The sequence below is a fragment of the Streptomyces sp. NPDC012474 genome (genome assembly GCF_042955185.1).
GTDB classification, from domain to species: Bacteria; Actinomycetota; Actinomycetes; order Streptomycetales; family Streptomycetaceae; genus Streptomyces; species Streptomyces cahuitamycinicus.
Genome location: NZ_JBIBEP010000003.1, coordinates 346,729 through 370,123 on the forward strand (window position 1 = coordinate 346,729; position 23,395 = coordinate 370,123).

At 71.4% G+C, this 23,395-nt stretch carries 19 protein-coding genes and 1 riboswitch; of the genes, 11 read left to right on the forward strand and 8 right to left on the reverse strand.

Going from position 1 to position 23,395, the window contains the following annotated elements; all coding sequences use genetic code 11:
- Positions 1-57: 57 nt before the first annotated feature.
- Positions 58-1,695, forward strand: coding sequence for a succinic semialdehyde dehydrogenase (locus ACFY9S_RS09815; protein WP_391125017.1), 1,638 nt, complete (start codon positions 58-60; stop codon positions 1,693-1,695).
- 36 nt (positions 1,696-1,731) lie between these two features.
- Complete coding sequence (locus ACFY9S_RS09820; RefSeq protein ID WP_391125020.1) at positions 1,732-3,519, forward strand: GMC family oxidoreductase N-terminal domain-containing protein; 1,788 nt, start codon at positions 1,732-1,734, stop codon at positions 3,517-3,519.
- Between the two features lie 94 nt (positions 3,520-3,613).
- Here the strand turns inward: ACFY9S_RS09820 and ACFY9S_RS09825 are convergent, their stop codons facing one another.
- Complete coding sequence (locus ACFY9S_RS09825) at positions 3,614-4,600, reverse strand: LAETG motif-containing sortase-dependent surface protein (protein WP_391125023.1); 987 nt, start codon at positions 4,598-4,600, stop codon at positions 3,614-3,616.
- 222 nt (positions 4,601-4,822) lie between these two features.
- Between ACFY9S_RS09825 and ACFY9S_RS09830 the strand changes: the two genes are divergently transcribed.
- Positions 4,823-5,965, forward strand: a complete 1,143-nt coding sequence (locus ACFY9S_RS09830) for a hypothetical protein (RefSeq protein WP_391125025.1) — start codon at positions 4,823-4,825, stop codon at positions 5,963-5,965.
- A 536-nt stretch (positions 5,966-6,501) separates the two neighbouring features.
- Here the strand turns inward: ACFY9S_RS09830 and ACFY9S_RS09835 are convergent.
- Positions 6,502-7,191, reverse strand: coding sequence for a chorismate mutase (locus ACFY9S_RS09835; RefSeq protein ID WP_391125027.1), 690 nt, complete (start codon positions 7,189-7,191; stop codon positions 6,502-6,504).
- Here ACFY9S_RS09835 and guaA point away from each other — a divergent pair.
- Complete coding sequence (gene guaA / locus ACFY9S_RS09840; protein WP_391125030.1) at positions 7,112-8,692, forward strand: glutamine-hydrolyzing GMP synthase; 1,581 nt, start codon at positions 7,112-7,114, stop codon at positions 8,690-8,692. The two genes, ACFY9S_RS09835 and guaA, sit on opposite strands and share 80 nt — an antisense overlap.
- Positions 8,693-8,701: 9 nt before the next feature.
- On the opposite strand, the gene ACFY9S_RS09845 is transcribed toward guaA, so the two are convergent.
- Complete coding sequence (locus ACFY9S_RS09845) at positions 8,702-9,175, reverse strand: pyridoxamine 5'-phosphate oxidase family protein (protein WP_391125033.1); 474 nt, start codon at positions 9,173-9,175, stop codon at positions 8,702-8,704.
- 189 nt (positions 9,176-9,364) lie between these two features.
- Between ACFY9S_RS09845 and ACFY9S_RS09850 the strand changes: the two genes are divergently transcribed.
- The 3 genes from ACFY9S_RS09850 to ACFY9S_RS09860 all read left to right on the forward strand — a co-directional run bounded on the left by ACFY9S_RS09850 (position 9,365) and on the right by ACFY9S_RS09860 (position 12,434).
- The gene (locus tag ACFY9S_RS09850) at positions 9,365-10,159 is read left to right on the forward strand and encodes a class II aldolase/adducin family protein (RefSeq protein ID WP_391125036.1); all 795 of its coding nucleotides are present in this window, start codon (positions 9,365-9,367) and stop codon (positions 10,157-10,159) included.
- A gap of 242 nt (positions 10,160-10,401) precedes the next feature.
- Positions 10,402-11,766, forward strand: coding sequence for a hypothetical protein (locus tag ACFY9S_RS09855; RefSeq protein ID WP_391125039.1), 1,365 nt, complete (start codon positions 10,402-10,404; stop codon positions 11,764-11,766).
- A gap of 137 nt (positions 11,767-11,903) precedes the next feature.
- A complete protein-coding gene (locus ACFY9S_RS09860) occupies positions 11,904-12,434 on the forward strand; it encodes a DoxX family membrane protein (protein WP_391125042.1) in 531 nt (176 codons plus the stop codon).
- Between the two features lie 14 nt (positions 12,435-12,448).
- On the opposite strand, the gene ACFY9S_RS09865 is transcribed toward ACFY9S_RS09860, so the two are convergent.
- Both ACFY9S_RS09865 and ACFY9S_RS09870 read right to left on the reverse strand, forming a co-directional pair.
- Positions 12,449-12,673 (reverse strand): hypothetical protein, encoded by a 225-nt coding sequence (locus ACFY9S_RS09865; protein WP_391125044.1) that lies wholly within the window; start codon positions 12,671-12,673, stop codon positions 12,449-12,451.
- Positions 12,660-14,153 (reverse strand): PspC domain-containing protein, encoded by a 1,494-nt coding sequence (locus ACFY9S_RS09870; protein WP_391125047.1) that lies wholly within the window; start codon positions 14,151-14,153, stop codon positions 12,660-12,662. Before ACFY9S_RS09870 ends, ACFY9S_RS09865 begins: the two co-directional genes overlap by 14 nt.
- A gap of 177 nt (positions 14,154-14,330) precedes the next feature.
- Between ACFY9S_RS09870 and ACFY9S_RS09875 the strand changes: the two genes are divergently transcribed.
- On the forward strand, positions 14,331-15,623 hold the full coding sequence (locus ACFY9S_RS09875; protein ID WP_391125050.1) for a PspC domain-containing protein: 1,293 nt from the start codon (positions 14,331-14,333) through the stop codon (positions 15,621-15,623).
- On the forward strand, positions 15,620-16,360 hold the full coding sequence (locus ACFY9S_RS09880) for a response regulator transcription factor (protein WP_102910328.1): 741 nt from the start codon (positions 15,620-15,622) through the stop codon (positions 16,358-16,360). Before ACFY9S_RS09875 ends, ACFY9S_RS09880 begins: the two co-directional genes overlap by 4 nt.
- 9 nt (positions 16,361-16,369) lie before the next feature.
- Here ACFY9S_RS09880 and ACFY9S_RS09885 read toward each other — a convergent pair whose 3' ends face one another.
- Positions 16,370-17,428 carry an NlpC/P60 family protein gene (locus tag ACFY9S_RS09885; RefSeq protein WP_391125055.1) on the reverse strand — a complete coding sequence of 353 codons (1,059 nt, stop codon included), beginning with the start codon at positions 17,426-17,428 and terminating at the stop codon, positions 16,370-16,372.
- Between the two features lie 423 nt (positions 17,429-17,851).
- Here ACFY9S_RS09885 and ACFY9S_RS09890 point away from each other — a divergent pair, with 423 nt between their 5' ends.
- The gene (locus ACFY9S_RS09890; protein ID WP_391125058.1) at positions 17,852-18,205 is read left to right on the forward strand and encodes a hypothetical protein; all 354 of its coding nucleotides are present in this window, start codon (positions 17,852-17,854) and stop codon (positions 18,203-18,205) included.
- On the opposite strand, the gene ACFY9S_RS09895 is transcribed toward ACFY9S_RS09890, so the two are convergent.
- Together ACFY9S_RS09895 and ACFY9S_RS09900 are read right to left on the reverse strand one after the other, a co-directional pair.
- Positions 18,183-19,124: a hypothetical protein gene (locus tag ACFY9S_RS09895; protein ID WP_391125061.1), complete on the reverse strand. Its 942-nt coding sequence runs from the start codon at positions 19,122-19,124 to the stop codon at positions 18,183-18,185. The genes ACFY9S_RS09890 and ACFY9S_RS09895 overlap by 23 nt on opposite strands.
- A 95-nt stretch (positions 19,125-19,219) precedes the next feature.
- Positions 19,220-20,401, reverse strand: coding sequence for an NlpC/P60 family protein (locus ACFY9S_RS09900; RefSeq protein WP_391125064.1), 1,182 nt, complete (start codon positions 20,399-20,401; stop codon positions 19,220-19,222).
- Between the two features lie 8 nt (positions 20,402-20,409).
- A riboswitch (cyclic di-AMP (ydaO/yuaA leader) is annotated at positions 20,410-20,582 on the reverse strand.
- Positions 20,583-20,895: 313 nt separating this feature from the next.
- Between ACFY9S_RS09900 and pcrA the strand changes: the two genes are divergently transcribed.
- Entirely contained in the window at positions 20,896-23,373 is a 2,478-nt protein-coding gene (gene pcrA, locus ACFY9S_RS09905; protein WP_391125067.1) for a DNA helicase PcrA, read from the forward strand.
- Positions 23,374-23,395: the final 22 nt, after the last annotated feature.

Below are 23,395 nucleotides of genomic sequence, written 5' to 3' on the forward strand. Positions count from 1 at the left end.
TGAAGCCGTATTACCGACGGGTACCCAAAGCCTCCGTCCCGGCATACCCTGCGCCTCATGACGGACGCGCAGGCCGCCGAGAAGACGGCAGAGACCGGCACGGCACAGACCGGCACGAACCCCCTCGCCCCCGCCCCGGAGGGCGCCCGCACCGCCGCGGACGTGGTCACGCCGGAGCTGGTCGCCCAGCTCACCAAGGGGGTGGCCGGCTCAGGCCGGACCGCCAACCACACGCCGTTCACCGGCGAGAAACTGGCGGACCTCCCCGAGTCGACGCCCGAGGACGTGGCACGGGCCTACGAACTGGCCCGCGCCGCCCAGGCCGTGTGGGCGCAGACCCCCGTACGGCAGCGCGCCGCCGTCCTGCTCCGCTTCCACGACCTGGTGCTGGAGCGTCAGGCCGAGGTGCTCGACCTCATACAGCTGGAGACCGGCAAGGCCCGGCTGCACGCCCACGAGGAGGTCCAGGCCGTCGCGGTCGCCGCCCGGCACTACGGCCGCAGGGCGTCCGCCTACCTCCGGCCCAAGCGGCACGCCGGCGCCATGCCGACCCTCACGAAGGTCACCGAACTGCGCCACCCGCGCGGTGTCGTGGGCCAGATCGCCCCCTGGAACTACCCCCTGGAGCTGTCGGTCGGCGACGCGCTCCCGGCCTTCGTCGCCGGCAACGCCGTCGTCATGAAGCCGGACACGGAAACCTGCCTGACCGCCCTGTGGGCCCGTGACCTGCTGATCGAGGCCGGGCTGCCCGCCGACGTCTTCCAGGTCGTCCTCGGCGACGGCCCGGTCGTCGGCCCCGAGGTCGTCCGGCACGCCGACTACGTCTCCTTCACCGGCTCCACCCGCACCGGCCGCGAGGTCGCCCAGGGCGCCGCCGCGCGGCTGGTCGGCGTCTCCCTCGAACTCGGCGGCAAGAACGCCATGCTGGTGCTGGAGGACGCCGACATCGACAAGGCCGCGGCCGGAGCGGTCCGCGCCTGCTTCTCCTCCGCGGGGCAGCTCTGCATCTCCATCGAGCGGCTCTACGTCCACGAGTCGATCGCGGACGCCTTCCTGGAGCGCTTCGCCGCCCGGACGAAGGCCATGCGCCTCGGCACGTCCCTGGCGTACGGCGCCGACATGGGCTCCCTCGTCGGGGAACGCCAGCTCGAAACGGTCACACGGCACGTGGAGGAGGCCGTCGCCAAGGGCGCGAAGGTCGTCGCCGGCGGTGTGGCACGCCCGGACATCGGCCCGTACTTCTTCGAGCCCACGATCCTCGACGGGGTCGCCACGGACATGTCCGTCTGCGGGGAGGAGACCTTCGGCCCGGTCGTGTCGGTCTACCGCTTCACCGACGAGGACGAGGTCATCGAACGCGCCAACGCCACGGCGTACGGCCTCAACTCCTCGGTGTGGACGAGGAACGGCCGCCGCGGCCAGGAGGTCGCCGCCCGCCTGCGCACCGGCACGGTCAACATCAACGAGGGCTACGCTCCCGCCTACGGCAGCGTCCAGTCCCCGATGGGCGGCATGAAGGACTCGGGCCTCGGCCGCCGCCACGGCTCCGAGGGCATCCTCAAGTACACCGAGGCCCAGACGGTCGCCCACCAGCGCGTGCTCCCCATGGCCCCCTCGCTGGGCATGGACGACGAGAAGTACGCCCAGTTCATGAGCAGGAGCCTGCGCCTGATGAAGGCGTTCAGGTTCCGGTAGACGATCCGCACCGCACACTCGAAGGGGAGACGGCACGTGCCTCAGGACGACTACGACTACGACGTCATCGTCGTGGGTTCCGGATTCGGCGGCTCGGTGACCGCCCTGCGCCTCACCGAGAAGGGCTACCGCGTAGGCGTCCTGGAGGCCGGCCGGCGCTTCACCCGCGAGACGCTCCCCAAGAACTCCTGGGACCTCAAGAATTACCTCTGGGCGCCGAAGCTCGGCATGTACGGCATCCAGCGCATCCACCTCCTCGGCAACGTCATGGTCCTGGCGGGCGCGGCCGTCGGCGGCGGTTCCCTCAACTACGCCAACACCCTCTACGTCCCGCCGAAGCCGTTCTTCGAGGACCCGCAGTGGCGTGACATCACCGACTGGCAGGAGGAGCTGAAGCCGTACTACGACCAGGCCCGCCGCATGCTGGGCGTACGGCTCAACCCCACCATGACGCCCTCGGACGTCCATCTGAAGGCCGCCGCGGAGCGGATGGGCTGCGCCGACTCCTTCCACATGGCTCCGGTCGGTGTCTTCTTCGGCGACGGCGAGGACGCCGACGGCACGGTGAAGGCCAAGCCCGGCCAGGAGGTGCCCGACCCGTACTTCGGCGGCGCGGGCCCGTCCCGCAGGGCGTGCGCGGAGTGCGGCGAGTGCATGACCGGCTGCCGCCACGGAGCGAAGAACACCCTCAACGAGAACTACCTGCACCTCGCCGAGAAGGCCGGTGCGGTCGTCCACCCGATGACGACGGTCGTGTCGCTCACCGACGACTCGCGCGGCGGCTACGCCGTCGCCACCCTGCCCACCGACGACCGGGGCAGGAAGAAGGGCCGCACCTTCACGGCCCGCCGGGTCGTCCTCGCCGCGGGCACCTACGGCACCCAGACCCTGCTGCACCGCATGAAGGCGGGCGGCCAGTTGCCGCACCTCTCCGACAAGCTGGGGGAGCTGACCCGCACCAACTCCGAGGCCCTGGTCGGCGCCCAGACCGACGACCGGCGCTACCGCAAGGCGCACGGCGCCCCGAAGGCCGACTTCACGCGGGGCGTGGCCATCACGTCCTCGATCCACCCCGACGCCAGCACCCACATCGAGCCGGTCCGCTACGGCAAGGGCTCCAACTCGATGGGCGGCCTGTCCATCCTCCAAGTGCCCTACGCCGGGACGAACTCGGGCGCCTCGCGGGTCCTGGGCTTCCTCGCCAACGCCGTGAAGCACCCGCTGCTGGTGCTGCGGTCGCTGTCGAACCGCCGCTGGTCGGAGCGGACCATCATCGGCCTGGTGATGCAGTCGCTGGACAACTCCCTGACGACGTACGTGAAACCGTCGGGCGTGGGCCGCGGCCTGCTCACCGCGAGGCAGGGCCACGGCGCTCCCAACCCCAAGCAGATCAAGGCCGCCACGGAGAGCGCTTCGGCACTCGCCGCCGAGATCAACGGCTTCGCGGGCTCCAACGTCGGCGAACTCATGGGCACCCCGCTCACGGCCCACTTCCTCGGCGGCTGCCCCATCGGCGACTCCCGCGAGTCCGGCGTGATCGACCCGTACCACCGCCTCTACGGCCACCCCGGCATCTCCGTCGTGGACGGCGCCGCGGTCTCCGCCAACCTGGGCGTCAATCCGTCCCTCACCATCACCGCCCAGGCCGAGCGGGCGATGTCGTACTGGCCCAACAAGGGGGAGCCCGACCCCCGCCCCCAGCAGGGCACGGCCTACGAGCGGCTCCAGCCGGTCGAGCCGAAGTCCCCGGCGGTCCCGGCGGAGGCGTTCGGCGCGCTGCGGCTGCCGTTCCTCGGCATGCCGGCCGTACCGCCGAAGAACTGAGCGACACCGGAACACAGAAGAAGGACCTGCGCCCCCCTCCGAGCGCAGGTCCCTCTTCTGCTTTGCTGCCGCGGCCTGTGCCGGCCGCCGCGGCTTACGCCTGCACGCCGGCCTTGCGGCGACGCACGACGAAGATCGCACCGGCACCGGCGACGACGGCGGCACCGCCGACGAGGCTGATCATCGGCAGGGCGGAGCTGGAGCCGGTCTCGGCGAGGCTGCCGGTGACCTCCGGCGTGTTGCCGCTCGGCTTCTCGTCGGTGACGGGCGCCTTGCCGCCTTCCTGCGGCTTGGTGCCGCCGGTGTCCGTACCGGAGGAGACGATCTGGAACTTGTACGACACGTCACCGAAGCCGGTGCACTCGGCGTCGTTGTCGCCGTAGATCGTCGCGCCGAGCGAGAAGCCGGCGCCGACCGGGGCGGACTTGCTGACGTTGAGACGCAGCGGGATGTTGACCTCGTACTCGGGCTTCAGCTCGTCGGTGTAGCCGACGTAACCGACCGCGTAGCCGCCCTCGTTGAGGCCGACCCAGATCTTGTCCTGGGGGTTCCAGGCCTGGAGCTGGACCTTCTTGCTGGAGAACAGCTCCTCCCAGTTCTTGTCGGCGGCGGCTCCGGCGAAGAAGTCGAGGTCGTTGAGCGTGGAGTCGGAGTTGTTGGCCACGTTCAGCGAGAACTTGTGCCAGCCGCTGCCCGCGGCGATCTTGCCGGGCAGGCCGGACATGCCCACGTCGACCTTGGTGTCCTCACAGATCGAGGGCTCGGGGTCCGGGGACTCCGACTCCTCGGGCTCGGACGCGCTGGGCGCCGGGGAGGACTCGCTCGCGGACGCGCTCGGCGAGCTGGACGTCTCGGGAGCCGACTCGCTCACGGAGGCGCTCGGGGTGGGAGTCGACTCGGGCGTGGACTCGCTCACGGACGCGCTCGGGGTGGGAGTCGACTCGGGCGTGGACTCGCTCACGGACGCGCTCGGCGTGGGCGTCGTCTCGTCGGTCGCGTACGCGGCCGGTGCCGCGAGCAGTGCCACCGGGGCTATGACCGCCGTAGCGGCCGCTGCTGCCATGGCGCGGCGAAGCTTCATGAAGACCTCGGAAAGTCCGGCGTACCGCGGGATGCGGCACGAACGTCGGGGGAGGCCTCCGCGTGTGGGGCGCGGGAGTGGCCCTTGTTCGCCTGTTTGATCAGTGAGAACTGTGAATGGTTGTGCAGGCATTCACAGAAACTTTATGTGGGCTGGGTCACATCGAAGACCTTCTGGTGAAGGCTTGTGAAGGCGCTTCCCGTCCGCTTAGATCTTGGCTTCGTGTCTGAAAAGCCGTCCGACGACCAGCCGTCGGGCTCGGAGATCCCCGACGACGTCTGGGAGCAGTTCACCCGTGACACCGAGCGGGACATCCGTACCTCCGCCCCGAAAGAGCCGTCCGCGCGAGCCCGTCTGGTGACCGAGCGGCTGCGTGAGCAGGACGCCCGGGGCGAGTCGCCTCCCGGGTGGCGCACCGGCCCGGCCTGGCAAGAGATGAACGGCCAGGCCGCCCGGCGCCGCAAGCTGTGGGGCTTCATCGGCGTTCCCCTCGCGGCCGCCGTCGCGCTGGTGGCACTGAAGCCCTCGCTGCTGCCCGGTGACCCCTTCGGTACCGGGGAGTCCCAGGCCGCCGAGGCCTCACCGCTGCCCGCCGAGTCGACGGCGCCCACCGCAGCGCCCGGCGCGTCCGACCCCGAGACCCCCACGCTGGACCGGCCGTTCGCCGGTTCCCCGGCCCTGCGCTGGGCCGACGGCGAGGCCGGCATCGTCCTGCCCGAGGCGAAGTCCGTCGGCGCGGTCTCCGCGGACCGGGTGGAACAGGCGCTGAAACTGACGAAGAAGCTGCTGGTCGGGGCCAACCTCGACCCGAAGACCGTACGCGGGGCCCGCCCCGAGGCCGCGCTTTCCGTGCTCGACCCCAAGCAGCCCGGGCTCCTCGACGATCTCGGCACCGGGCTGCGCTCCCCGAGCAGGAAGCACGACCCGGTGACGCTGTTCAGCCGCTTCGACCCCGACGAGGTGCGGCCGGTCGGCGACGTGATCAAGACCCGCGGGCGCATGACGTTCGAGAAGGGCACGCAAGGAGGCGTGGCGGTGCGCGCCGACTACACCTTCGTCTACCCCGTGGTCCGGGCGGGCGGTTCCACCGAGGTCACCCGCACCATCGTGCGACGGGTCCTCGACGTCGAACTCGCCGACGCCACCCGGTACCAGGTCACCCCCGGCCGCCTGCTCCTGATGAACTACGACCAGGAGATAGGCAACTCCTCCTGCTTCGTCAACGACGGCTACCTGCACCCGGAGTTCTCGTCCGACGCGTCCGCGGGGCCGTCCCCGAGCGGCCCGGCGACGGACCCGTACGACCGGAGCAGGGAGCTCGAACGCGGCGACGGTGGCGACTGCGGGACGGTGACCCGCACCTGAGCGGAGCGAAGAGGCCCGCAGGAAGGTGCTCGCGGAAGCAGAGCGAAGGGCCCCGCGGGGTGGAGCCGCGGGGCCCTTCTTCTCGTCAGCACCGACGGCAGGGCAGCGCCGGTGCCTGGAAGCGGCGCCGGGGGGTTGCGCCGCTTGGTCTGTACCTCTGGCAGTGGGGTAATGCGGATGCCCCCGGGGGGACTTGGGCCGTGTACGCATCGTGCTGGATGAACGCGGCGCCCGCAACCGTTTGACCCAGACTTGTGCATTTATGCAAGGTCCGCCGGTCGGCCCCGGGCGTCCCCGGAGCCGACCGTTCTCTTGGGTGACCGGGCTGCTGTCCCCTGCCGTCCGGTCACCTGCCTGGAGCGAGGTCCCACGACGCACGGCACGATCCGTGCGTCTCATCGCCCCAGTGAGCCACGCGTGGTTCTTTCGGGCCCGCGCCTGGCCGGCACGGACACCGGGACCAACGAGGCGGCTCCGGGACGGTCACGCGCCGTACGGGTGAGGAGGGGGCGTACGTCTGTCCCGCGCATGCGGTTTCAGATCTTGCCGCGGCACAGCTCCAGCAGGGTCATCGCGAGCGCGGTGCCCGGCTTGCCCAGCGCCTCCCTGTAGTGGCCGAGGACGTCCATCTCGCGGGACAGGTTCACGCGCCGGCCGCCGGACGCGATCCGCGCCTCCTGGATGACGGCCGAGACGGCCACCCGTTCCTGGATCAGGCCGATGATCCGGTCGTCGAGCGCGTCGATCCGCTCGCGCGCTCCGGTGATCACGCCGGCGGCCTCGGGGGTACGGGCGCCGGTCACGTCGATGGCGGTCATAGGGGGCTCCTCGTCGTCAGGGGCTGCCCCGGGGCGGCACGGCCCGGACGAACGCAGACGCCCCGGGCCTTGTCGGCCCGGGGCGCCTGGGAAGTCGCTCGTCAGTAGCTCAAGCAGCACGACCATGGCGTCCGGCGGGCCGGATGCCATAGGTAAAGACGAACGTCTGGTGCTTGAACATGGGGCAAGTATGCACCGCGCCCCGGGGGCGTCCAAGCCGGTTCGCATCCTGAGACGGGGCAGGTGCCCGGCACCCGGAAACAGTCGCACGGCCCCCCGGTAGAATCGGGTGGCACAAGACCCCCGCCCCACCGCCGGAAGGCACCCCGTGTCATCAGCGACTCCCGCTGCCAACGCCGCCGACACCGTCCTGGTCGTCGACTTCGGCGCGCAGTACGCCCAGCTCATCGCCCGTCGTGTCCGCGAGGCGCGGGTCTACAGCGAGATCGTGCCGAGCACCATGCCGGTCCAGGAGATGCTCGCCAAGAACCCCGCGGCGATCATCCTCTCCGGCGGCCCCTCGTCGGTCTACGAGGAGGGCGCGCCCACCCTGGACCGCGAGATCTTCGAGGCCGGCGTCCCCCTCTTCGGTATGTGCTACGGCTTCCAGCTGATGGCGCGCACCCTCGGCGGCACCGTCGACAACACCGGTGCCCGCGAGTACGGCCGCACCGACCTGCACGTCTCCAAGGTGTCCTCCACCCTGTTCGAGGGCACTCCCGCCGAGCAGCCCGTCTGGATGTCGCACGGCGACGCCTGCTCCGCCGCCCCCGAGGGCTTCTCCGTCACGGCCTCCACGGACGTCGTACCGGTCGCCGCCTTCGAGAACGACGAGAAGAAGCTCTACGGCGTCCAGTACCACCCCGAGGTGATGCACTCCACGCACGGGCAGCAGGTGCTGGAGCACTTCCTGTACCGGGGCGCGGGCCTGACCCCGTCCTGGACCACGGGCAGCGTCATCGAGGAGCAGGTCGCCGCCATCCGCGAGCAGGTCGGTGACCGGCGCGCCATCTGCGGCCTGTCCGGCGGCGTGGACTCCGCGGTCGCCGCGGCCCTCGTCCAGAAGGCCATCGGCTCCCAGCTGACCTGCGTGTACGTCGACCACGGCCTGATGCGCAAGGGCGAGACCGAGCAGGTCGAGAAGGACTTCGTGGCCGCGACCGGCGTGCAGCTGAAGGTCGTCGACGCCGAGGAGCGGTTCCTCAAGGCGCTCGCCGGGGTCTCCGACCCCGAGGAGAAGCGGAAGATCATCGGCCGGGAGTTCATCCGGGTCTTCGAGCAGGCCCAGGCCGAGATCATCGCCGACGAGGGCCCCGCCGTGGAGTTCCTCGTGCAGGGCACCCTCTACCCGGACGTCGTCGAGTCCGGCGGCGGCACGGGCACAGCGAACATCAAGTCCCACCACAACGTGGGCGGTCTGCCCGAGGACCTCGAGTTCCAGCTGATCGAGCCGCTGCGCAAGCTCTTCAAGGACGAGGTCCGCATGGTCGGCCAGGAGCTCGGCCTGCCGGAGGAGATCGTCCAGCGCCAGCCCTTCCCCGGCCCCGGCCTCGGCATCCGCATCGTCGGCGAGGTCACCAGGGAGCGCCTGGACCTGCTGCGCGAGGCCGACGCCATCGCCCGCGAGGAGCTGACGGCGGCCGCTCTCGACCGGGACATCTGGCAGTGCCCGGTGGTCCTGCTCGCGGACGTCCGCAGCGTCGGCGTCCAGGGCGACGGGCGGACGTACGGCCACCCCATCGTCCTGCGCCCCGTCTCGTCCGAGGACGCCATGACGGCCGACTGGTCGCGCCTGCCGTACGAGGTCCTCGCCCGGATCTCCACCCGGATCACCAACGAGGTCAAGGACGTCAACCGCGTCGTCCTCGACGTGACCTCGAAGCCGCCGGGCACCATCGAGTGGGAGTGACCTCCCTGCCTAGCTGCGCCTGATCGTGCGCAGGGGCTCGCCGGGCGTCCAGACCTGGACGACGAGGTACGCGTCGTCCTCGATGTAGGTCCGCACGACCTCCGTCAGCTCGGTGCGGAAGAGGTGGAACGGCTCCGGCGGCTCCACCTCTTCGACGTATCCGGCCTTGGTCTGGATGTCGTCGACCTCGATCGCCCGGCCGCTGATCCGGACGTCGCCGCCGCCCATGCCCGTGCCCTCCCCGGGGTTCGCCTGGAGTGCGAAGCGCGGGTCGCGGCGCAGATCGAGGGCCTTGAGCGAGTCCGGCATCATGCCGAGCCACAGTTCGCCGTTCAGGAACCGCACCTCCAGACCGCTGGTGCGGGGTGAACCGTCCTTACGGAGGGTGGCGAGAATGTGGTGGGTGTAGGCGCCGAAGCGCTTCTCGACGGTGCCGGCCAGATCCGGTTCGGCGGTGGCGAAAGCCGCCCAGTTCGCTGTCATGGGAAGAGTGTCGCGCCGAAATCCGACATCTTCTGTCGGCTATTCGTGGGGTTGGGGAGCCTGGGGGCACACGGAAGGGCACAGGGTGCTCACAGGGGCGCTCGTGTCATCTTCACGAATCGCTTCTGTTCTTCCCGGCCTCACGGACGGTAACTTCCGCCCGTACGCAGAACCAGTGCTGGAGGACCTATGCACGGGCCCACCCCGCCCCTGCCGCTGCCCACCGACCGGCTGCGGTTCGCCATGCCGCCGATGCACGAGTCGGTCGAGGACGAGCGCCGGCACCGCAAGGAACGGCTCGCGGGCGCCCTGAGGATCTTCGGCCGGCTCGGCTTCGAGGACGGCGTGTCCGGGCACATCACCGCCCGCGACCCGGAGTTCACCGACTGCTTCTGGGTCAACCCGTTCGGGATGCCCTTCCGGCACGTCACCGTGAGCGACCTCGTGCTCGCCAACCAGGACGGCCAGGTCGTCGAGGGCGGCTACCACGTCAACCAGGCGGCCTTCACCGTGCACGCCCAGGTCCACGCGGCCCGGCCGGACGTGGTCGCCGTCGCCCACTGCCACTCGGTGCACGGCCGGGCGCTCGCGGCCCTCGGCGAGCTGCTGGAGCCGATCACCCAGGAGAGCTGCGCCTTCTACGAGGACCAAGCCCTCTACGACACGTACACCGGCGTCTCCGTGGACGCCGAGGAGGGGCGGCGCATCGCCGCTGTGCTCGGCTCCCGCAAGGCGCTCGTGCTGCGCAACCACGGGCTGCTGACCGTCGGGGACTCGGTGGACGCGGCGGCCTGGTGGTTCGTGTCGATGGAGCGCTCCTGCCAGGTGCAGCTGACGGCCCAGGCGGCCGGGCGGCCGGTCCGGATCGACCACCGGATGGCGGTGGCGACGCGGGAGCAGCTGGGCGGCGACCTGGTGGCGTGGATCAACTACCAGCCCATGTGGGAGGACGTCAGCCGGAGCGAGCCGGGCCTGCTGGGCTAGGGGCTTCGGAAGCCCCGGAGCAGCACCGCCTGCGTCCTCACGAACTCTGATCCCGGCCGGGGGAAATCTCCCAGCCGGGTCAACACGGCACGCCGGACTTCACCCGTGCTGACCAGTCAGGGCGGACGCGAGCCGGATGGGGTAGGGCACAATTCGCTGTCGTCGCACGGGAGTTGCACAGCGGTGTTTCCGGGGTCCGGAAGGCCGACGGTGGTTGGGTCGCGGGAAGGCGGGCGTCGGGCGTGGCGGTGCGGGAGGCGGGACAGGGCGGCGCGGAGGCGGGCGGGTACGCAGGTGCGCGTGCGGGTGCTCATGCCGAGGGGTACGCCGCTGGTTACCCCGGTGGTCAAGCGGGTGGATCCGGCGGGGCCCACGGGGGCGGGTGCGCCTGCGGGGACTGTCCGCACGGTGCGCGCGAGGGGCATCGTCGGGCCGTCGCCGCGTTCCTGCGCCGACGAGACGAGTTCGCGGCCGGGCAGGGTCTGCCGGCCGCGGTGGCCCACTCCGCGTCGGCCTCCCGCCAGTGGGTCTCCGAGGAGCTGGCGCAGTCCGCCGAGCATGTCGCCGAGCGGGGGCGGGCCGAGGGGCAGGCCTGGCTGACGGGCGTGTGGCGGCGCACGGCGGGTGTCGTGTGGGCCGCCGTGGTGCTGTTGCTGCTCGGGCAGGCGCTCACGGCCGTCGGTGCGGGCTGGACGGCTGCGCGTACGGCCGGACTGGCCGCGGCGCTGGTGCTGGCCTCGTCGCTGACCGCCGCGTCGTGGTTCCACCGGGCGAAGGGCGGGGCGCTGGCGCCCGTGATCGGTGAGGACAACCGGCTGTCCACGTCCCGTACGGTCGCCGCTGCGTGGGTGCTCTTCGTGGCCTACTCGGTGCTCGTCCTCGCGGGGCGGCTGGCCGCCGCCTCCCGGCACCGGGAGCGGGACGCGCTGATCTCCGGGCTGGACCTCGCCCGGGGCGCCGGGATCGTGACCGTGCTCGCCGTGCTGTGCGGGATCGCCGTGCTCGTGCGGCGGGTGGTCGGGCTGCGGGTACTGGGGCAACGGCTGCAGAAGGTGCGTGCCGTCCGGCCCCGGGCCGCCGACCTGCTGACCGACGACGCCGGGCGGGGCACCTTCGCCGACATCCAGTACGTCGTGATCAGCGGGGTGGCCCTGGTCTACACGGCGGTACGGCTGGCCAGGCGGCCGGAGCAGCTGCCGGATCTGCCGTGGGGGCTGGCGGTGGTGGTGCTGGTCTCGGCGGCGACGTACCTGGCCGGCAAGTACGCGGAGGGCGGCCGGCCGGTCATCCTCTCCGTCGTCCGGGCCCGGGAGGCGGGGGACCTGGACGGGCCGATCCGCACGGGGGACGACATCGAGATCCGGGGTGCGGGATTCGTGCCGCCGGGGGCGCAGGGGGCCGACCGGCTGGCCCGGATGGTCGTGCGCGTGGGCGCGGTGCACGTCCATGTGCCGTTGATCCCGGTTCCCGGAGGGTTCCGCAACCCCACGGACGCCGTGCTGACGGTGCCGGTGCCGGCGGATGTCGAACCGGGGAGGGTGGAGGTGCAGGTCGTCACGGCGGCCGGGGTGGAGACGAACCGGTACGCGGTCGACGTGACGGAGTGAGCGATGGCGCTTCCCAGGCACCCCGCACCACCGGCATGACGAAATCAGCCCGGTGACACAGGATTGAGCACGGTCCGTTTGTCGTACGTATTGTCTGTTGAGGGGGTCTCGGCACCGGCGAGAGGCGGCTAGCAGCGATGACTCACAGTATGCGAACGGACACACACTCCCCCCATTTCGGCAACGGGGGAGGCTGGCGGGACAACGCCACCCGCTACGCCCTGCTGCCCCTCCGCATCTTCCTCGGCGTCACCTTCATCTACGCCGGTCTGGACAAACTCACCGACAGCGCCTTCATGAAGGACTCCGGTGCCGGGTCGGTCGGCGACATGATGCGTGCCGTACGCGACTCCTCCGCCATTCCCGCCCTGGTCGACCTCTCCCTCAAGAGCCCTGCCGGTTTCGGCTATGCCATCGCCTTCGGTGAACTGGCCGTCGGCATCGGAACGCTGCTCGGCCTCCTCGCCCGTCTGGCCGCACTCGGCGGCGCGCTGATCTCCCTCAGCCTGTGGCTGACCGTGAGCTGGGCCTCCGACCCGTACTACTACGGCAACGACCTCGCCTACCTCATGGCCTGGATCCCTCTGATCCTTGCGGGCGCCCCCCTGCTGTCCCTCGACGCCGCGCTACGGTCACGGCGACGGCAGCGCAGCGGCGGCTACCAGTAGCAGGCCGGTCACCGTCACGCCAGGTCCGCACCCGTACGGCCCCGCCGTCGGTGGCGCCGTACGCGGCCCGTCAGGAACGCCACCGCACCCGCCAGGCACAGCCCGCCCGTGACCAGGGGGATCACCACGAACCACGGGATCTCCCAGGCGCCGCCCGCGTCACCGGCGTAGAGGACGCCCGCCAGTACGAGGACGATGCCGGCGATCAGCTTGCCGGGCTGGAGTTCATGACGTAGCACGGGTCACCTCCGCCTGCCCCATGCCGACCTGGAGGTCCAGGTTGATGGTGCCGGCCTTCTCGACGCCTTCGGCGGGGGAGAGGGTGATCTCCTTGTACTGGTCCGGCTGCACGTCCACGTCCTTCGGGTCGTCGCCGGGCAGCTGGAGGTCGCCCACGCCCACCTCGACGTTCAGCCGCACGGTCACGTCCTCGGGCACGAGCACCTTGATCCGGCCCATGCCGACCTCCGCCCGGGTCGTGACCGTCTGCTTCCCGGACACGTCCAGCTTGCTCAGATCCAGGGTGCCGACGCCGGTGCCCAGGTCGTACCCGGGCCGTACGTCCGCCACCGTGGCGGGTTGCCAGGTGGTGCGCGCCCAGTGGGTGCCGATGTCCTTGGGCAGGGCCGCCGCGCCGGCGAGCAGGCCGGCCGTGATGATCGCCAGGAATACCGAGCCGGCGCCGGTCCGGCCCAGGAAGGCGCTGACGGCTATACCCAGGCCGAGGACGGCGAGCGCACAGGCAAGGCCCGTCTGCAGGCTGGTGCCGAGCGGGTGGCCGTCCCATGTGCGGCTCGTGCCCAGGGCTCCCGCGAGCAGGGCCAGCAGGAAGACCGAGCCGCCGATCGATCGCGGCCCGCGTGGCTGTGGCGGCCGGGGGTGCGGGGCGGGTATGTCCTCGCGGGCACCCGGCTGCGTACCGAGGCTGATGTTGAGGGCTGCGGCGATGTCCAGGTCATGCGGGTCTCGGGGACCCCACAGGTAGCCCGTGCCGCCGATGTGGGTGCCGTCCTTGACGATCGGGTCCCGCCACCAGGAGGGGGTGGTGAGGAACACCGGCGGCGCCTGGGGCTCCGGCGGGGCGTCGGCGACGGCCTGCGCTGCGATGGGGACTCCCCTGCTCGAGCGCAGCCGAGAGCTCGGGGAAGGATCGGGGCCGGGGGCGCCGCGCTGGCGCGACCAGTAGCCGGCGCCCGCGAGGAGGAGGGAGAGGACGACGGCGAAGGTCAGCACCCCGCCGTTGTTCAACATGGTCAGGAACACCCCGCAGCCGACCAGCGCGAACAGCACGGCCGTCAGGGCCTGGCCGTCGACGCGGCCGGTGAGCAGCTTGCGGACCTCGTTCTCCTCGTCGTCGTACGGGACGAACAGCCAGGCGAAGCCGTAGAAGAGCAGGCCGATGCCGCCGGTGGCGGAGAGCACCGCGAGGGTGATGCGGAAGATGACCGGGTCCATGTCGCACTGCCGCCCGAGTCCCGCGCAGACGCCGGCCAGGGTCTTGTGGCGGCGGTCGCGGCGGAACGCGTGGGGCGGCCCCGGCGGGACACCCTCTTCGGCGGGGGCGGCCGAGCCGGGAGCTCCTCCCCCCTGCTCTCCCGCGTCCGCGCGCCCGGGGGCGGGACCCGCGGCGGGCGCGGCATCCTGCTGCCCGGCGCCCGGGGCGGGGCGCGGGCCGGAGCCGGGTCCCGGACCCGCCGCGGCGTGCTCGTGATCGGTCATGGGTCCATGGTGACGGGCGCGACGCCCCGGCGGGAGTCGGAACGACCCTGGCCGGACCCTGATATCGGCCCTGAGAGTCGGCTCGGGAAGCGTTCGAGGACCGGCCCGGGGAGATCAGGGGAGCCTCAGGGGCCGACCCTGATGCTCCGGCCTCCCGCACGTGTGACCATCAATGGCATGTCGGAAGCCGCAGCAGCGCCACTCGCCGAACCGCGGCCGCCGCGCAAGCTCTACCGCAGCAGTGACGGACGCTGGCTCGGGGGCGCGGCGCGGGGCCTCGCCGGGCACCTCGGGCTGCCCGTGATCTGGGTGCGGCTCGTCTTCGTCGGCCTGTTCATGGCCGACGGTCTCGGTGCGCTGCTGTACGCCGCGTTCTGGTTCTTCGTCCCGCTCGGTGTCGGCGGTGTCGGGGAGCAGAAGCCGCCGTCGCCGCCGGCCGCGGAGACCTCGCCCGACGGCCGCCGCAGACGCGTCGCGCGCAGGCCCGACAAGGGCCAGATCGTGGCCCTGCTCCTCATGGTCGTGGTGGCCCTGGTCTTCGTGGGCAACGTGAACCTCAGCGGGGGAGCGAGGGCGTACCTCTGGCCGACGGTGCTCGTCGGCGCGGGCGTCGCCCTGGTCTGGCGGCAGGCCGACAACGCCCGCCGGGCCCGCTGGGTCGAGGTCGGCCGCCGCCGGCGCACTCTCACGCTGCTGCGCTCGGTGGGCGGGGTGCTGCTGGTGACGGCCGGCGTCTCCGGCATCTTCGTCCTGCAGGGCTCCGCCGCCCACCTCGGCTCCGTCCTCCAGGCGGCCCTCGCGGTCCTCGTCGGCATAACGCTCCTCGCCGGGCCGTATCTGGTGCGCATGACGCAGGACCTCTCCGAGGAGCGCCTGATGCGCATCCGCGCCCAGGAGCGCGCGGAGGTCGCCGCCCATGTGCATGACTCGGTGCTGCACACTCTCACCCTGATCCAGCGCAACGCGGAGAACGCGAGCGAGGTGCGCCGCCTGGCCCGCGCCCAGGAGCGCGACCTGCGCACCTGGCTGTACAAGCCGGAGGGCACCGGCAAGGACGAGGCCGACGAGCCCACCACCCTGGCCGACGCCGTGCGGCGCAACGCGGCAGAGGTGGAGGACAAGCACGGCGTGCCCATCGAGGTCGTGGTCGTGGGCGACTGCCCGCTCGACGAGAGAATCAGCGCGCAGATGCAGGCCGCGCGCGAAGCAGTGGTGAACGCCGCCAAGTACGGTGGCGAGGGCGGAGCCGTACAGGTCTTCGCCGAGGTCGAGGGGAAGACGGTCTTCGTGTCCGTCCGGGACCGCGGCCCCGGCTTCGACCTCGACTCGATACCCGCCGACCGGATGGGTGTCCGAGAATCGATCATCGGCCGCATGGAGCGCAACGGCGGTACGGCGCGGCTGCGCGCGGTGCCGGACGGCGGCACGGAGGTCGAGCTGGAGATGGAGAGGGCGGAGAAGACGTCATGAGCGACCCGACCGAGGCGAACGGTACGGCGGGACCGGCGGAGGCGGCAGGGCCCGCGGAGTCGGGCGGCGGCCCCGGGCGTCATGTGCGCGTGGTCCTCGTCGACGACCACCGCATGTTCCGTACGGGGGTCCAGGCCGAGATCGGGCAGACCGAGCAGACCGGCGTCGAGGTCGTCGGCGAGGCCGCGGACGTCGACCAGGCGGTCACGGTGATCACCGCGACCCGGCCCGAGGTGGTCCTCCTCGACGTGCACCTGCCGGGCGGCGGCGGTGTCGAAGTGCTGCGCCGCTGCGCCCCTTTGATGGGCGACGCCGAGCAGCCGGTCCGCTTCCTGGCGCTGTCCGTGTCGGACGCCGCGGAGGACGTGATCGGCGTGATCCGCGGCGGTGCCCGCGGGTACGTCACCAAGACGATCACCGGCACGGACCTCGTGAACTCCATCTTCCGTGTCCAGGAAGGTGACGCGGTCTTCTCGCCCCGGCTGGCCGGGTTCGTCCTGGACGCCTTCGCGTCCACGGACGCACCGCCGGTCGACGAGGACCTGGACCGCCTGACCCAGCGCGAACGCGAGGTGCTGCGGCTCATCGCCCGGGGCTACGCCTACAAGGAGATCGCCAAGCAGCTGTACATCTCCGTGAAGACCGTCGAGTCGCACGTCTCGGCGGTCCTGCGCAAGCTCCAGCTCTCCAACCGGCACGAGTTGACGCGCTGGGCGACGGCTCGCCGGCTCGTGTGACACCGGCGCTCACACCACCCGCGTCGCCCCCGCGTACGGCATCTCGTCGAGCGGGGCGACGCGTACCGGCGCCGACGGGTTCGGGGCGTGGATCATGCGGCCGTTGCCCACGTAGATGCCGACATGACTGATGCCCGCATAGAAGAAGACCAGGTCGCCGGGGAGGAGTTCGGAGCGGGAGACGCGGCGGCCCGCGGCGATCTGGGAGTAGGTCGTGCGGGGCAGGGAGACGCCCGCGGCGCGGTACGCGGCCTGCACGAGGCCCGAGCAGTCGAAGGCGTTCGGGCCGGTGGCGCCCCAGACGTAAGGGCTGCCGAGCTTCTGGTAGGCGTAGGAGACGGCGGCGGCCGCGCGGGAGCCGGTCGCCTGGGACGAGGCGGAGCCGGGGGCCCCGAGGGTGTCCCGTGCGCCCGTCGAGCGCGAGGCGCGGTCCCGCGACGCGTCCTGCAGGGAACGTTCCTGCGGGCCGAGCCCGGAGAGCAACTGCCGTGCCGAGCCCAGCTTGCCGGTGATCGTCTTCTTGTGCTGCTTCAGCTCCGCCCGGCGTGACTTCAGGGACGTCAGCTCGATGTGGGCGGCCCCGCGCAGTTGCTCGATCTCCCGCAACTGCTTGCGTACACCCGCGACGGCGGCGTTCTGCCGGCTGCCGGCCCGCTCGACGAACTCGGCGTTGTCGAGGTACCGGTCGGGATCGTCGGAGAGGGCGAGCTGCACCGCGGGGTCGAGGCCGCCGGCGCGGTACTGCGCGGCGGCGACCGAACCCAGGGCGTCACGGGCGGAGTTGAGCCGCTCCTCCTTGCGCGCCGCCTGGTCCTGGAGGTTCTTCAGCCGCTGCCCGGCCGCTTCGGCCTTCTCCTTCGCGCCGTTGTACTTCTCGGTGGCGACCTCCGCCTCCTGGTACAGCTTGTCCACCTTGGCCTTGACCTGGCCGGGGGTGAGCTGTGGTTCGGCGTGCCCGGTTCCGTCGAAGCCCGTCGCCGTCGCCGCGCTCGCGAGGGCGATCGTGGCGGCCGTACGGGCCGTGCCGGCACCCGTCGAGCGCTGTCGGGGCTTGCGGTGCGCTGCCACCTGGAGGCCACGTCCTTTCCTCGACCGCCGAGGGGTGCATGCGGGCGCCCGGGGGGAGCGGACGGGCGGCCTGCGCGGTCCGGCGACGGCCCGCACAGGGGGAGCGGATCGCCGCCGGACCTCTTCGGCGGTGGTGTCCGACTGCCGCCCCTGGCCCGGGCGGCGGTGGGGAGCCGGGCACCTGGTGGAGGACGCTAGGCGTCGCCGTGACGGGCCGGTGGCAGGTGTGCGGAAGTGTCTTGAGAGGACCGGCGGTGACCGTATGCGACCGTGGTCCGGCCTGGACGCCGTCGACTTAACTCAGCGTGATGATCGATGCGCCGAATCGTGAGCGAGTGACCGTGATCGGGTGCTATGGGGTGCATATGTGCATCACTGGGCCGGTGTCGGGCGGTCTCGGGACCCTGATTAGGCTCCGGCCTCATGGACGTACTCATCCACCTCTTCGTCGGCCTCCACATCATCGGCATCGCCTCGCTCCTGGGCGGCTTCCTCACCCAGATGAAGGCGATGGGCGAGGGCAGCGCCCGCTACACCCCCGCGATGCTGCACGGCGCGCTCACGATGCTGGTCACCGGTGTGATCCTGGTCGGCCTCAACCAGGCCGACGACCAGTCCGTGAACAACATCAAGATCGGCGTGAAGCTGGCCCTGCTGATCGTGATCCTCGGCCTGGTGTACGTGAAGCGGGACGACGAGAAGGTGGACAAGGGCCTCTTCGGCCTGGTCGGTCTGCTGACCACGGCGAACATCTTCATCGCCGTGCTCTGGACCTGACCCCGGAGCGCCGGGCGCCGGTCCGGGCCGAGGTGATCGCCCAGGCGGTGCACCCGAGCCACGCCGCCACCGCCATCCACAGCAGCACCTCCCCGGCGGCGTCGAGCCAGGGGACGTCCAGGGCGGCGGCGACCGCCAGGGCGGCCGCGGCCGTCACGACCGCGGCGAACACGGTCGCCCAGCGCCGCGCGTCGTAGTGGTGGCGGGGCCAGAAGAGCTCGGCGAGGAGCAGGGCGACGCAGGCGATCAGCGCGAGCACGAGCAGCGTGACGGCCGTCGTGCGCAGCGCGTCGGCGTTCTCCTCGTTCCACAGATACAGGCGCGCGCTGTCGGCGCTGAGGAGTTTCGCCCCCGCCAGTGCGGAGACGGCGAGGGCGCCGGCCGCGAGCCAGTGGTCGCCGCGCCCCTCCTCCACCTGCCGGGGCTGGAAGCGGAAGAGGGCGAAGCCGTAGAGCGCGAGGCCCAGCCAGAACAGCACCAGGGCCGCGTGGGCGAGCCAGGGCGACGTGTCGGCCGCGGCGAGCGTGGCGCCGAGCACCGCGAGCCCCTGGGTGGCCACACAGCGCAGGAACACCGTGCCGCGCCGCCCCCCGGCCTCCGCGGTGAGCAGTACCGCCCAGAGCAGCATCGCGAGAGCCAGCAGTGCCTCGGCGAGGGACTGCCGGCCCGCCGCGGAGAAGCCGGTACCCAGGACGGCGGTCGCCGCCACGGCCGTGAGCGCGGCCGGCGTCTCCGCCCGCCATCCGCCGTGTGCCCGCTGGACGAGACCCGTGGCCGCCGCCAGCCAGGCCGCGCAGGCCAGGGCGAGGGCGATGCGGGAAAGGGTTTCGTACCCCGCTGAGTCGAGACCGACCGACACGATGCCGGTCGCCAGCGCATACGTCGACCACCAGGTGGCAAACGGGGAGGGACCGGACATAGCGCCGATGCTAGAGAGCGCCGCACTCGTTCAGAGAGGGGCACGCGCGCGTGCCCCTCAAAGGTGTTGCCTCTCAAGAAGTGTGACGAGGCCTCTCAGGCCGGCCGCACCACGCTGTGGATGGCCGACTCGCCGTCGTAGTAGACCGACTCCTCGCGCACGTACGTGCCGGGCTTCGGGGCGTGGATCATCATGCCGTTGCCGATGTAGATCCCGACGTGGGTGACGTCGTCGTAGAAGAAGACCAGGTCACCGGGACGGGCCTGGGAGAGCGGGACCGTGGTGCCGGCGTTCACCTGGTCGTAGGTGGTGCGCGGCAGGGTGACGCCCGCGGCCTTCCACGCGGCCTGGGTGAGGCCGGAGCAGTCGTAGGAGCCGGGGCCGACGGCGCCCCACACGTACGGCTTGCCGATCTGGGCACGGGCGAAGGCGAGCGCCTTGTCGGCCTTGGTGGCGTAAGAGGAGTCGGCCGGGGCCGTCGCAGAGGACGAGCCGGAGCCCGCCGAACCCGACGACGAGGATCCGCTGTCCTGCTGCCGAGCGGCCTCGTCCTGCGCCTGCTGCTGGGCGGCGGCCTGCTGCCGGGCGAGCTCGTCGGCCTTGCGGGCGGCCTCCTCGCGCTTCTCCTTCTCGATCGCCGCGAGCCGGGCCTTCTCCTCGGCGGTCAGCTTCGACATCAGCTCGCGCGCGTCGGCGAGCTTGCGCTGGACGGTCGCCTTGGCGGTCTTCAGGGCGCCCTGCGACTCGGTGAGCGTCTCGAGGCTCTCGGTGGCCTCCTGGCGCTTCTTCATCGTCTCGGACTGCTGCGTGACGTAGTCGTCGACCGCGACCTTCTGACGACCGGTCATCCGGTCCATCAGCTGGGTCTGGTCGAAGTAGTCCTGCGGGGTGTCCGCGAGCAGGAACGTCGCCGTGTCCGGGGCGGCGGCACCGGTGCGGTACTGGGCGGAGGCGAAGGACCCCAGCTGCTCGCGCGCCTCGTTGAGCTTCTGGGTGCGCTTCGCGACGTCGTCGATGAGGGCGTCGGCGCGCTTGCGCTCCTTCGCCGTCTTCTCCTTGGCCGCGTTGTACTTCTCGGTCGCCGACCCCGCCTGGCGGTACAGGTCGTCGACCTTCTTCTCGACTTCCTCCAGGCTGGGCTTGTCGTCGGCCTCGGGGGCGGCGTTGGCCGACTGGGACAGCAGGGCCACGGAGGTGAGGGCCGCCGTTGCGAGGGCGGGGGTCCGTATGCCTGCCACGCGCGTACCCGTAGGACGCGACTTGCGGTGCGACGCCAAGGGAGGCGACTCCTTCCATGTTCCGCCTACCGGGTTAGCTGTCGGGTTCGGGCGGGTGGTTCGGAAGGTTTGCCCTACGGCCGTCTCCGCACAGGGAGTCGGGCCGATTCACCCCAGGTTCACGGTTGGGTCCCCGGCTCCGGCTGCCGCTGCGGCACACCGGACTCGGCGGAGGCCGCGCGGCCCGGCGACGTTCGCCGGTGGGGGTCATGCGGCCTGGTCGCACGGTAGCCAACTCGTGTGGCCCCTGTGAAGGTTGATGGGTGATATGCCCGATACATTTTCGTGACCTTGGTCATGAGTGTTGCCGAGAGTGAACGATCGGGGCGGCCTGGTCACGCTTTGTCCGCAATTACGAAGTGTGTAGCGGGGCGTGATCAAGCCGTCATGGAGGGCGACAACGCGCCGTCGGCCGGTCGGTGGGGCCCGGGCGCCCGGCGATGTTCTCAGGGCGGCGGCGGGCTGTCAGTGGGGCGCCCTAGACTCGGAGAGCGATGAGCAGCCTCTTTGACGACAGCTTCCTGGCGAACCTCCAGGCCCAGCGGGGCCCCGCGGACGAGCCCCCGCCGCCACCCGAGGACGATCACGTACCGGAGCCGATTCCGGACGATCTGTTCGGCGGGAAGTTCGACGCACCCCCGGACCGGGACGCCTACTACCGGGACGGCGCCCCGCGCCCCCCGGTGGACACCGCCGCGCTCCTGGAGGGTCTGAACGACAACCAGCGCGCCGCCGTCGTCCACTCCGGCTCCCCCCTGCTCATCGTGGCCGGTGCCGGTTCCGGCAAGACCCGGGTGCTCACGCACCGCATCGCCCACCTGCTCGCCGAGCGCGGCGTGCACCCGGGCCAGATCCTCGCGATCACCTTCACCAACAAGGCCGCCGGCGAGATGAAGGAACGCGTCGAGCAGCTCGTCGGCCCGCGCGCGAACGCCATGTGGGTCATGACGTTCCACAGCGCGTGCGTGCGCATCCTCCGCCGCGAGAGCAAGAAGCTCGGCTTCACGTCGAGCTTCTCGATCTACGACGCCGCCGATTCCAAGCGCCTGATGGCCCTGGTCTGCCGCGACCTGGACCTCGACCCCAAGCGCTTCCCGCCGAAGTCCTTCAGCGCCAAGATCAGCAACCTGAAGAACGAGCTGATCGACGAGGAGGACTTCGCCGCCCAGGCCGGCGACGGCTTCGAGAAGACCCTCGCCCAGGCCTACGCCATGTACCAGTCGCGGCTGCGCGAGGCGAACGCCCTCGACTTCGACGACCTGATCATGACGACGGTCAATCTCCTGCGCGCCTTCCCGGACGTGGCCGAGCACTACCGCCGCCGCTTCCGGCACGTGCTGGTCGACGAGTACCAGGACACCAACCACGCCCAGTACGCCCTGGTCCGCGAGCTGGTCGGCACGTCCGAGCACCCCGTCGACGTGCCGCCCGAGGCCGAGGTCCCGCCCGCCGAGCTGTGTGTCGTGGGCGACGCCGACCAGTCGATCTACGCCTTCCGCGGCGCGACGATCCGCAACATCCTCCAGTTCGAGGAGGACTACCCGGACGCGACGACCATCCTGCTCGAACAGAACTACCGCTCCACGCAGACGATCCTCAGCGCCGCCAACGCGGTCATCGAGCGCAACGAGTCCCGCCGTCCCAAGAACCTGTGGACCAAGGCCGGCTCCGGTGCCCGGATCACCGGCTACGTCGCCGACACCGAGCACGACGAGGCGCAGTTCGTCGCCGACGAGATAGACCGCCTCACGGACGCCGGCGAGGCCAAGGCCGGCGACGTCGCCGTCTTCTACCGGACCAACGCCCAGTCCCGTGTCTTCGAAGAGGTCTTCATCCGCGTCGGCCTGCCCTACAAGGTCGTCGGTGGCGTCCGCTTCTACGAGCGCAAGGAGGTCCGGGACGTCCTGGCCTACCTGCGCGTCCTGGCCAACCCGGAGGACTCCGTGCCGCTGCGCCGGATCCTCAACGTCCCCAAGCGGGGCATCGGCGACCGGGCCGAGGCGATGATCGACGCCCTGTCCCAGCGGGAGAAGATCAGCTTCCCGCAGGCGCTCAAGCGCGTCGACGAGGCGTACGGCATGGCCGCGCGCTCCACCAACGCCGTCAAGCGGTTCAACACGCTGATGGAGGACCTCCGCACGGTCGTCGAGTCCGGCGCCGGACCGGCCACGGTTCTGGAAGCAGTGCTGGAGCGCACCGGATACCTCGCCGAGCTGCAGGCCTCCACCGACCCGCAGGACGAGACCCGGATCGAGAACCTCCAGGAACTCGCCGCCGTCGCCATGGAATTCGAGCAGGAGCGCGGCGAGGACGAGCAGACCACCCTCTCGGACTTCCTGGAGCAGGTCGCGCTGGTCGCCGACTCCGACCAGATCCCCGACGAGGAGGACGGCGACGGCGTCATCACCCTGATGACCCTGCACACCGCCAAGGGCCTGGAGTTCCCGGTCGTCTTCCTGACCGGTATGGAGGACGGCGTCTTCCCGCACATGCGCGCCCTCGGGCAGGCCAAGGAGCTGGAGGAGGAACGGCGCCTGGCCTACGTCGGCATCACCCGCGCGCGGGAGCGGCTGTATCTGACGCGGTCAACCCTGCGCAGCGCCTGGGGCCAGCCGTCGTACAACCCGCCCTCCCGGTTCCTGGAGGAGATCCCGCCGGCTCACGTGGAGTGGAAGCGGACCGGGGCGACCGCGCCCGCGTCCTCCGGGCCGGTCTCGGCGGTGGCGGCCTCGCTGTCCTCGTCGCGTTCGCGCTCGTCGGCCTCGGGCGCCTCCGGTTTCGCCACGCGCCGCAGCGCCGAGAAGCCGGTCGTGGCACTGGCGGTCGGCGACCGCGTCACACACGACCAGTTCGGGCTCGGAACCGTCGTCGCGGTCAAGGGCACGGGCGGGAACGCCGAGGCGACGATCGACTTCGGCGAGGCCAAGCCGAAGCGGCTGCTGCTGCGGTACGCGCCGGTGGAGAAGCTGTAGTGCCGTGAGATGAGCCCCCGGG

Excerpts from the sequence above, each read along its gene's own strand:
- ACFY9S_RS09815 (WP_391125017.1), top strand. The coding sequence starts at position 58 with ATGACGGACGCGCAGGCCGCCGAGAAGACGGCAGAGACCGGCACGGCA.
- ACFY9S_RS09825 (WP_391125023.1), bottom strand. The coding sequence starts at position 4,600 with ATGAAGCTTCGCCGCGCCATGGCAGCAGCGGCCGCTACGGCGGTCATA.
- ACFY9S_RS09835 (WP_391125027.1), bottom strand. The coding sequence starts at position 7,191 with ATGAGCTGGGCGTACTGCGCGCCGAAGTCGACGACCAGGACGGTGTCG.
- ACFY9S_RS09845 (WP_391125033.1), bottom strand. The coding sequence starts at position 9,175 with ATGACAGCGAACTGGGCGGCTTTCGCCACCGCCGAACCGGATCTGGCC.
- ACFY9S_RS09850 (WP_391125036.1), top strand. The coding sequence starts at position 9,365 with ATGCACGGGCCCACCCCGCCCCTGCCGCTGCCCACCGACCGGCTGCGG.
- ACFY9S_RS09860 (WP_391125042.1), top strand. The coding sequence starts at position 11,904 with ATGACTCACAGTATGCGAACGGACACACACTCCCCCCATTTCGGCAAC.
- ACFY9S_RS09870 (WP_391125047.1), bottom strand. The coding sequence starts at position 14,153 with ATGACCGATCACGAGCACGCCGCGGCGGGTCCGGGACCCGGCTCCGGC.
- ACFY9S_RS09875 (WP_391125050.1), top strand. The coding sequence starts at position 14,331 with ATGTCGGAAGCCGCAGCAGCGCCACTCGCCGAACCGCGGCCGCCGCGC.
- ACFY9S_RS09880 (WP_102910328.1), top strand. The coding sequence starts at position 15,620 with ATGAGCGACCCGACCGAGGCGAACGGTACGGCGGGACCGGCGGAGGCG.
- ACFY9S_RS09890 (WP_391125058.1), top strand. The coding sequence starts at position 17,852 with ATGGACGTACTCATCCACCTCTTCGTCGGCCTCCACATCATCGGCATC.
- ACFY9S_RS09895 (WP_391125061.1), bottom strand. The coding sequence starts at position 19,124 with ATGTCCGGTCCCTCCCCGTTTGCCACCTGGTGGTCGACGTATGCGCTG.
- pcrA (WP_391125067.1), top strand. The coding sequence starts at position 20,896 with ATGAGCAGCCTCTTTGACGACAGCTTCCTGGCGAACCTCCAGGCCCAG.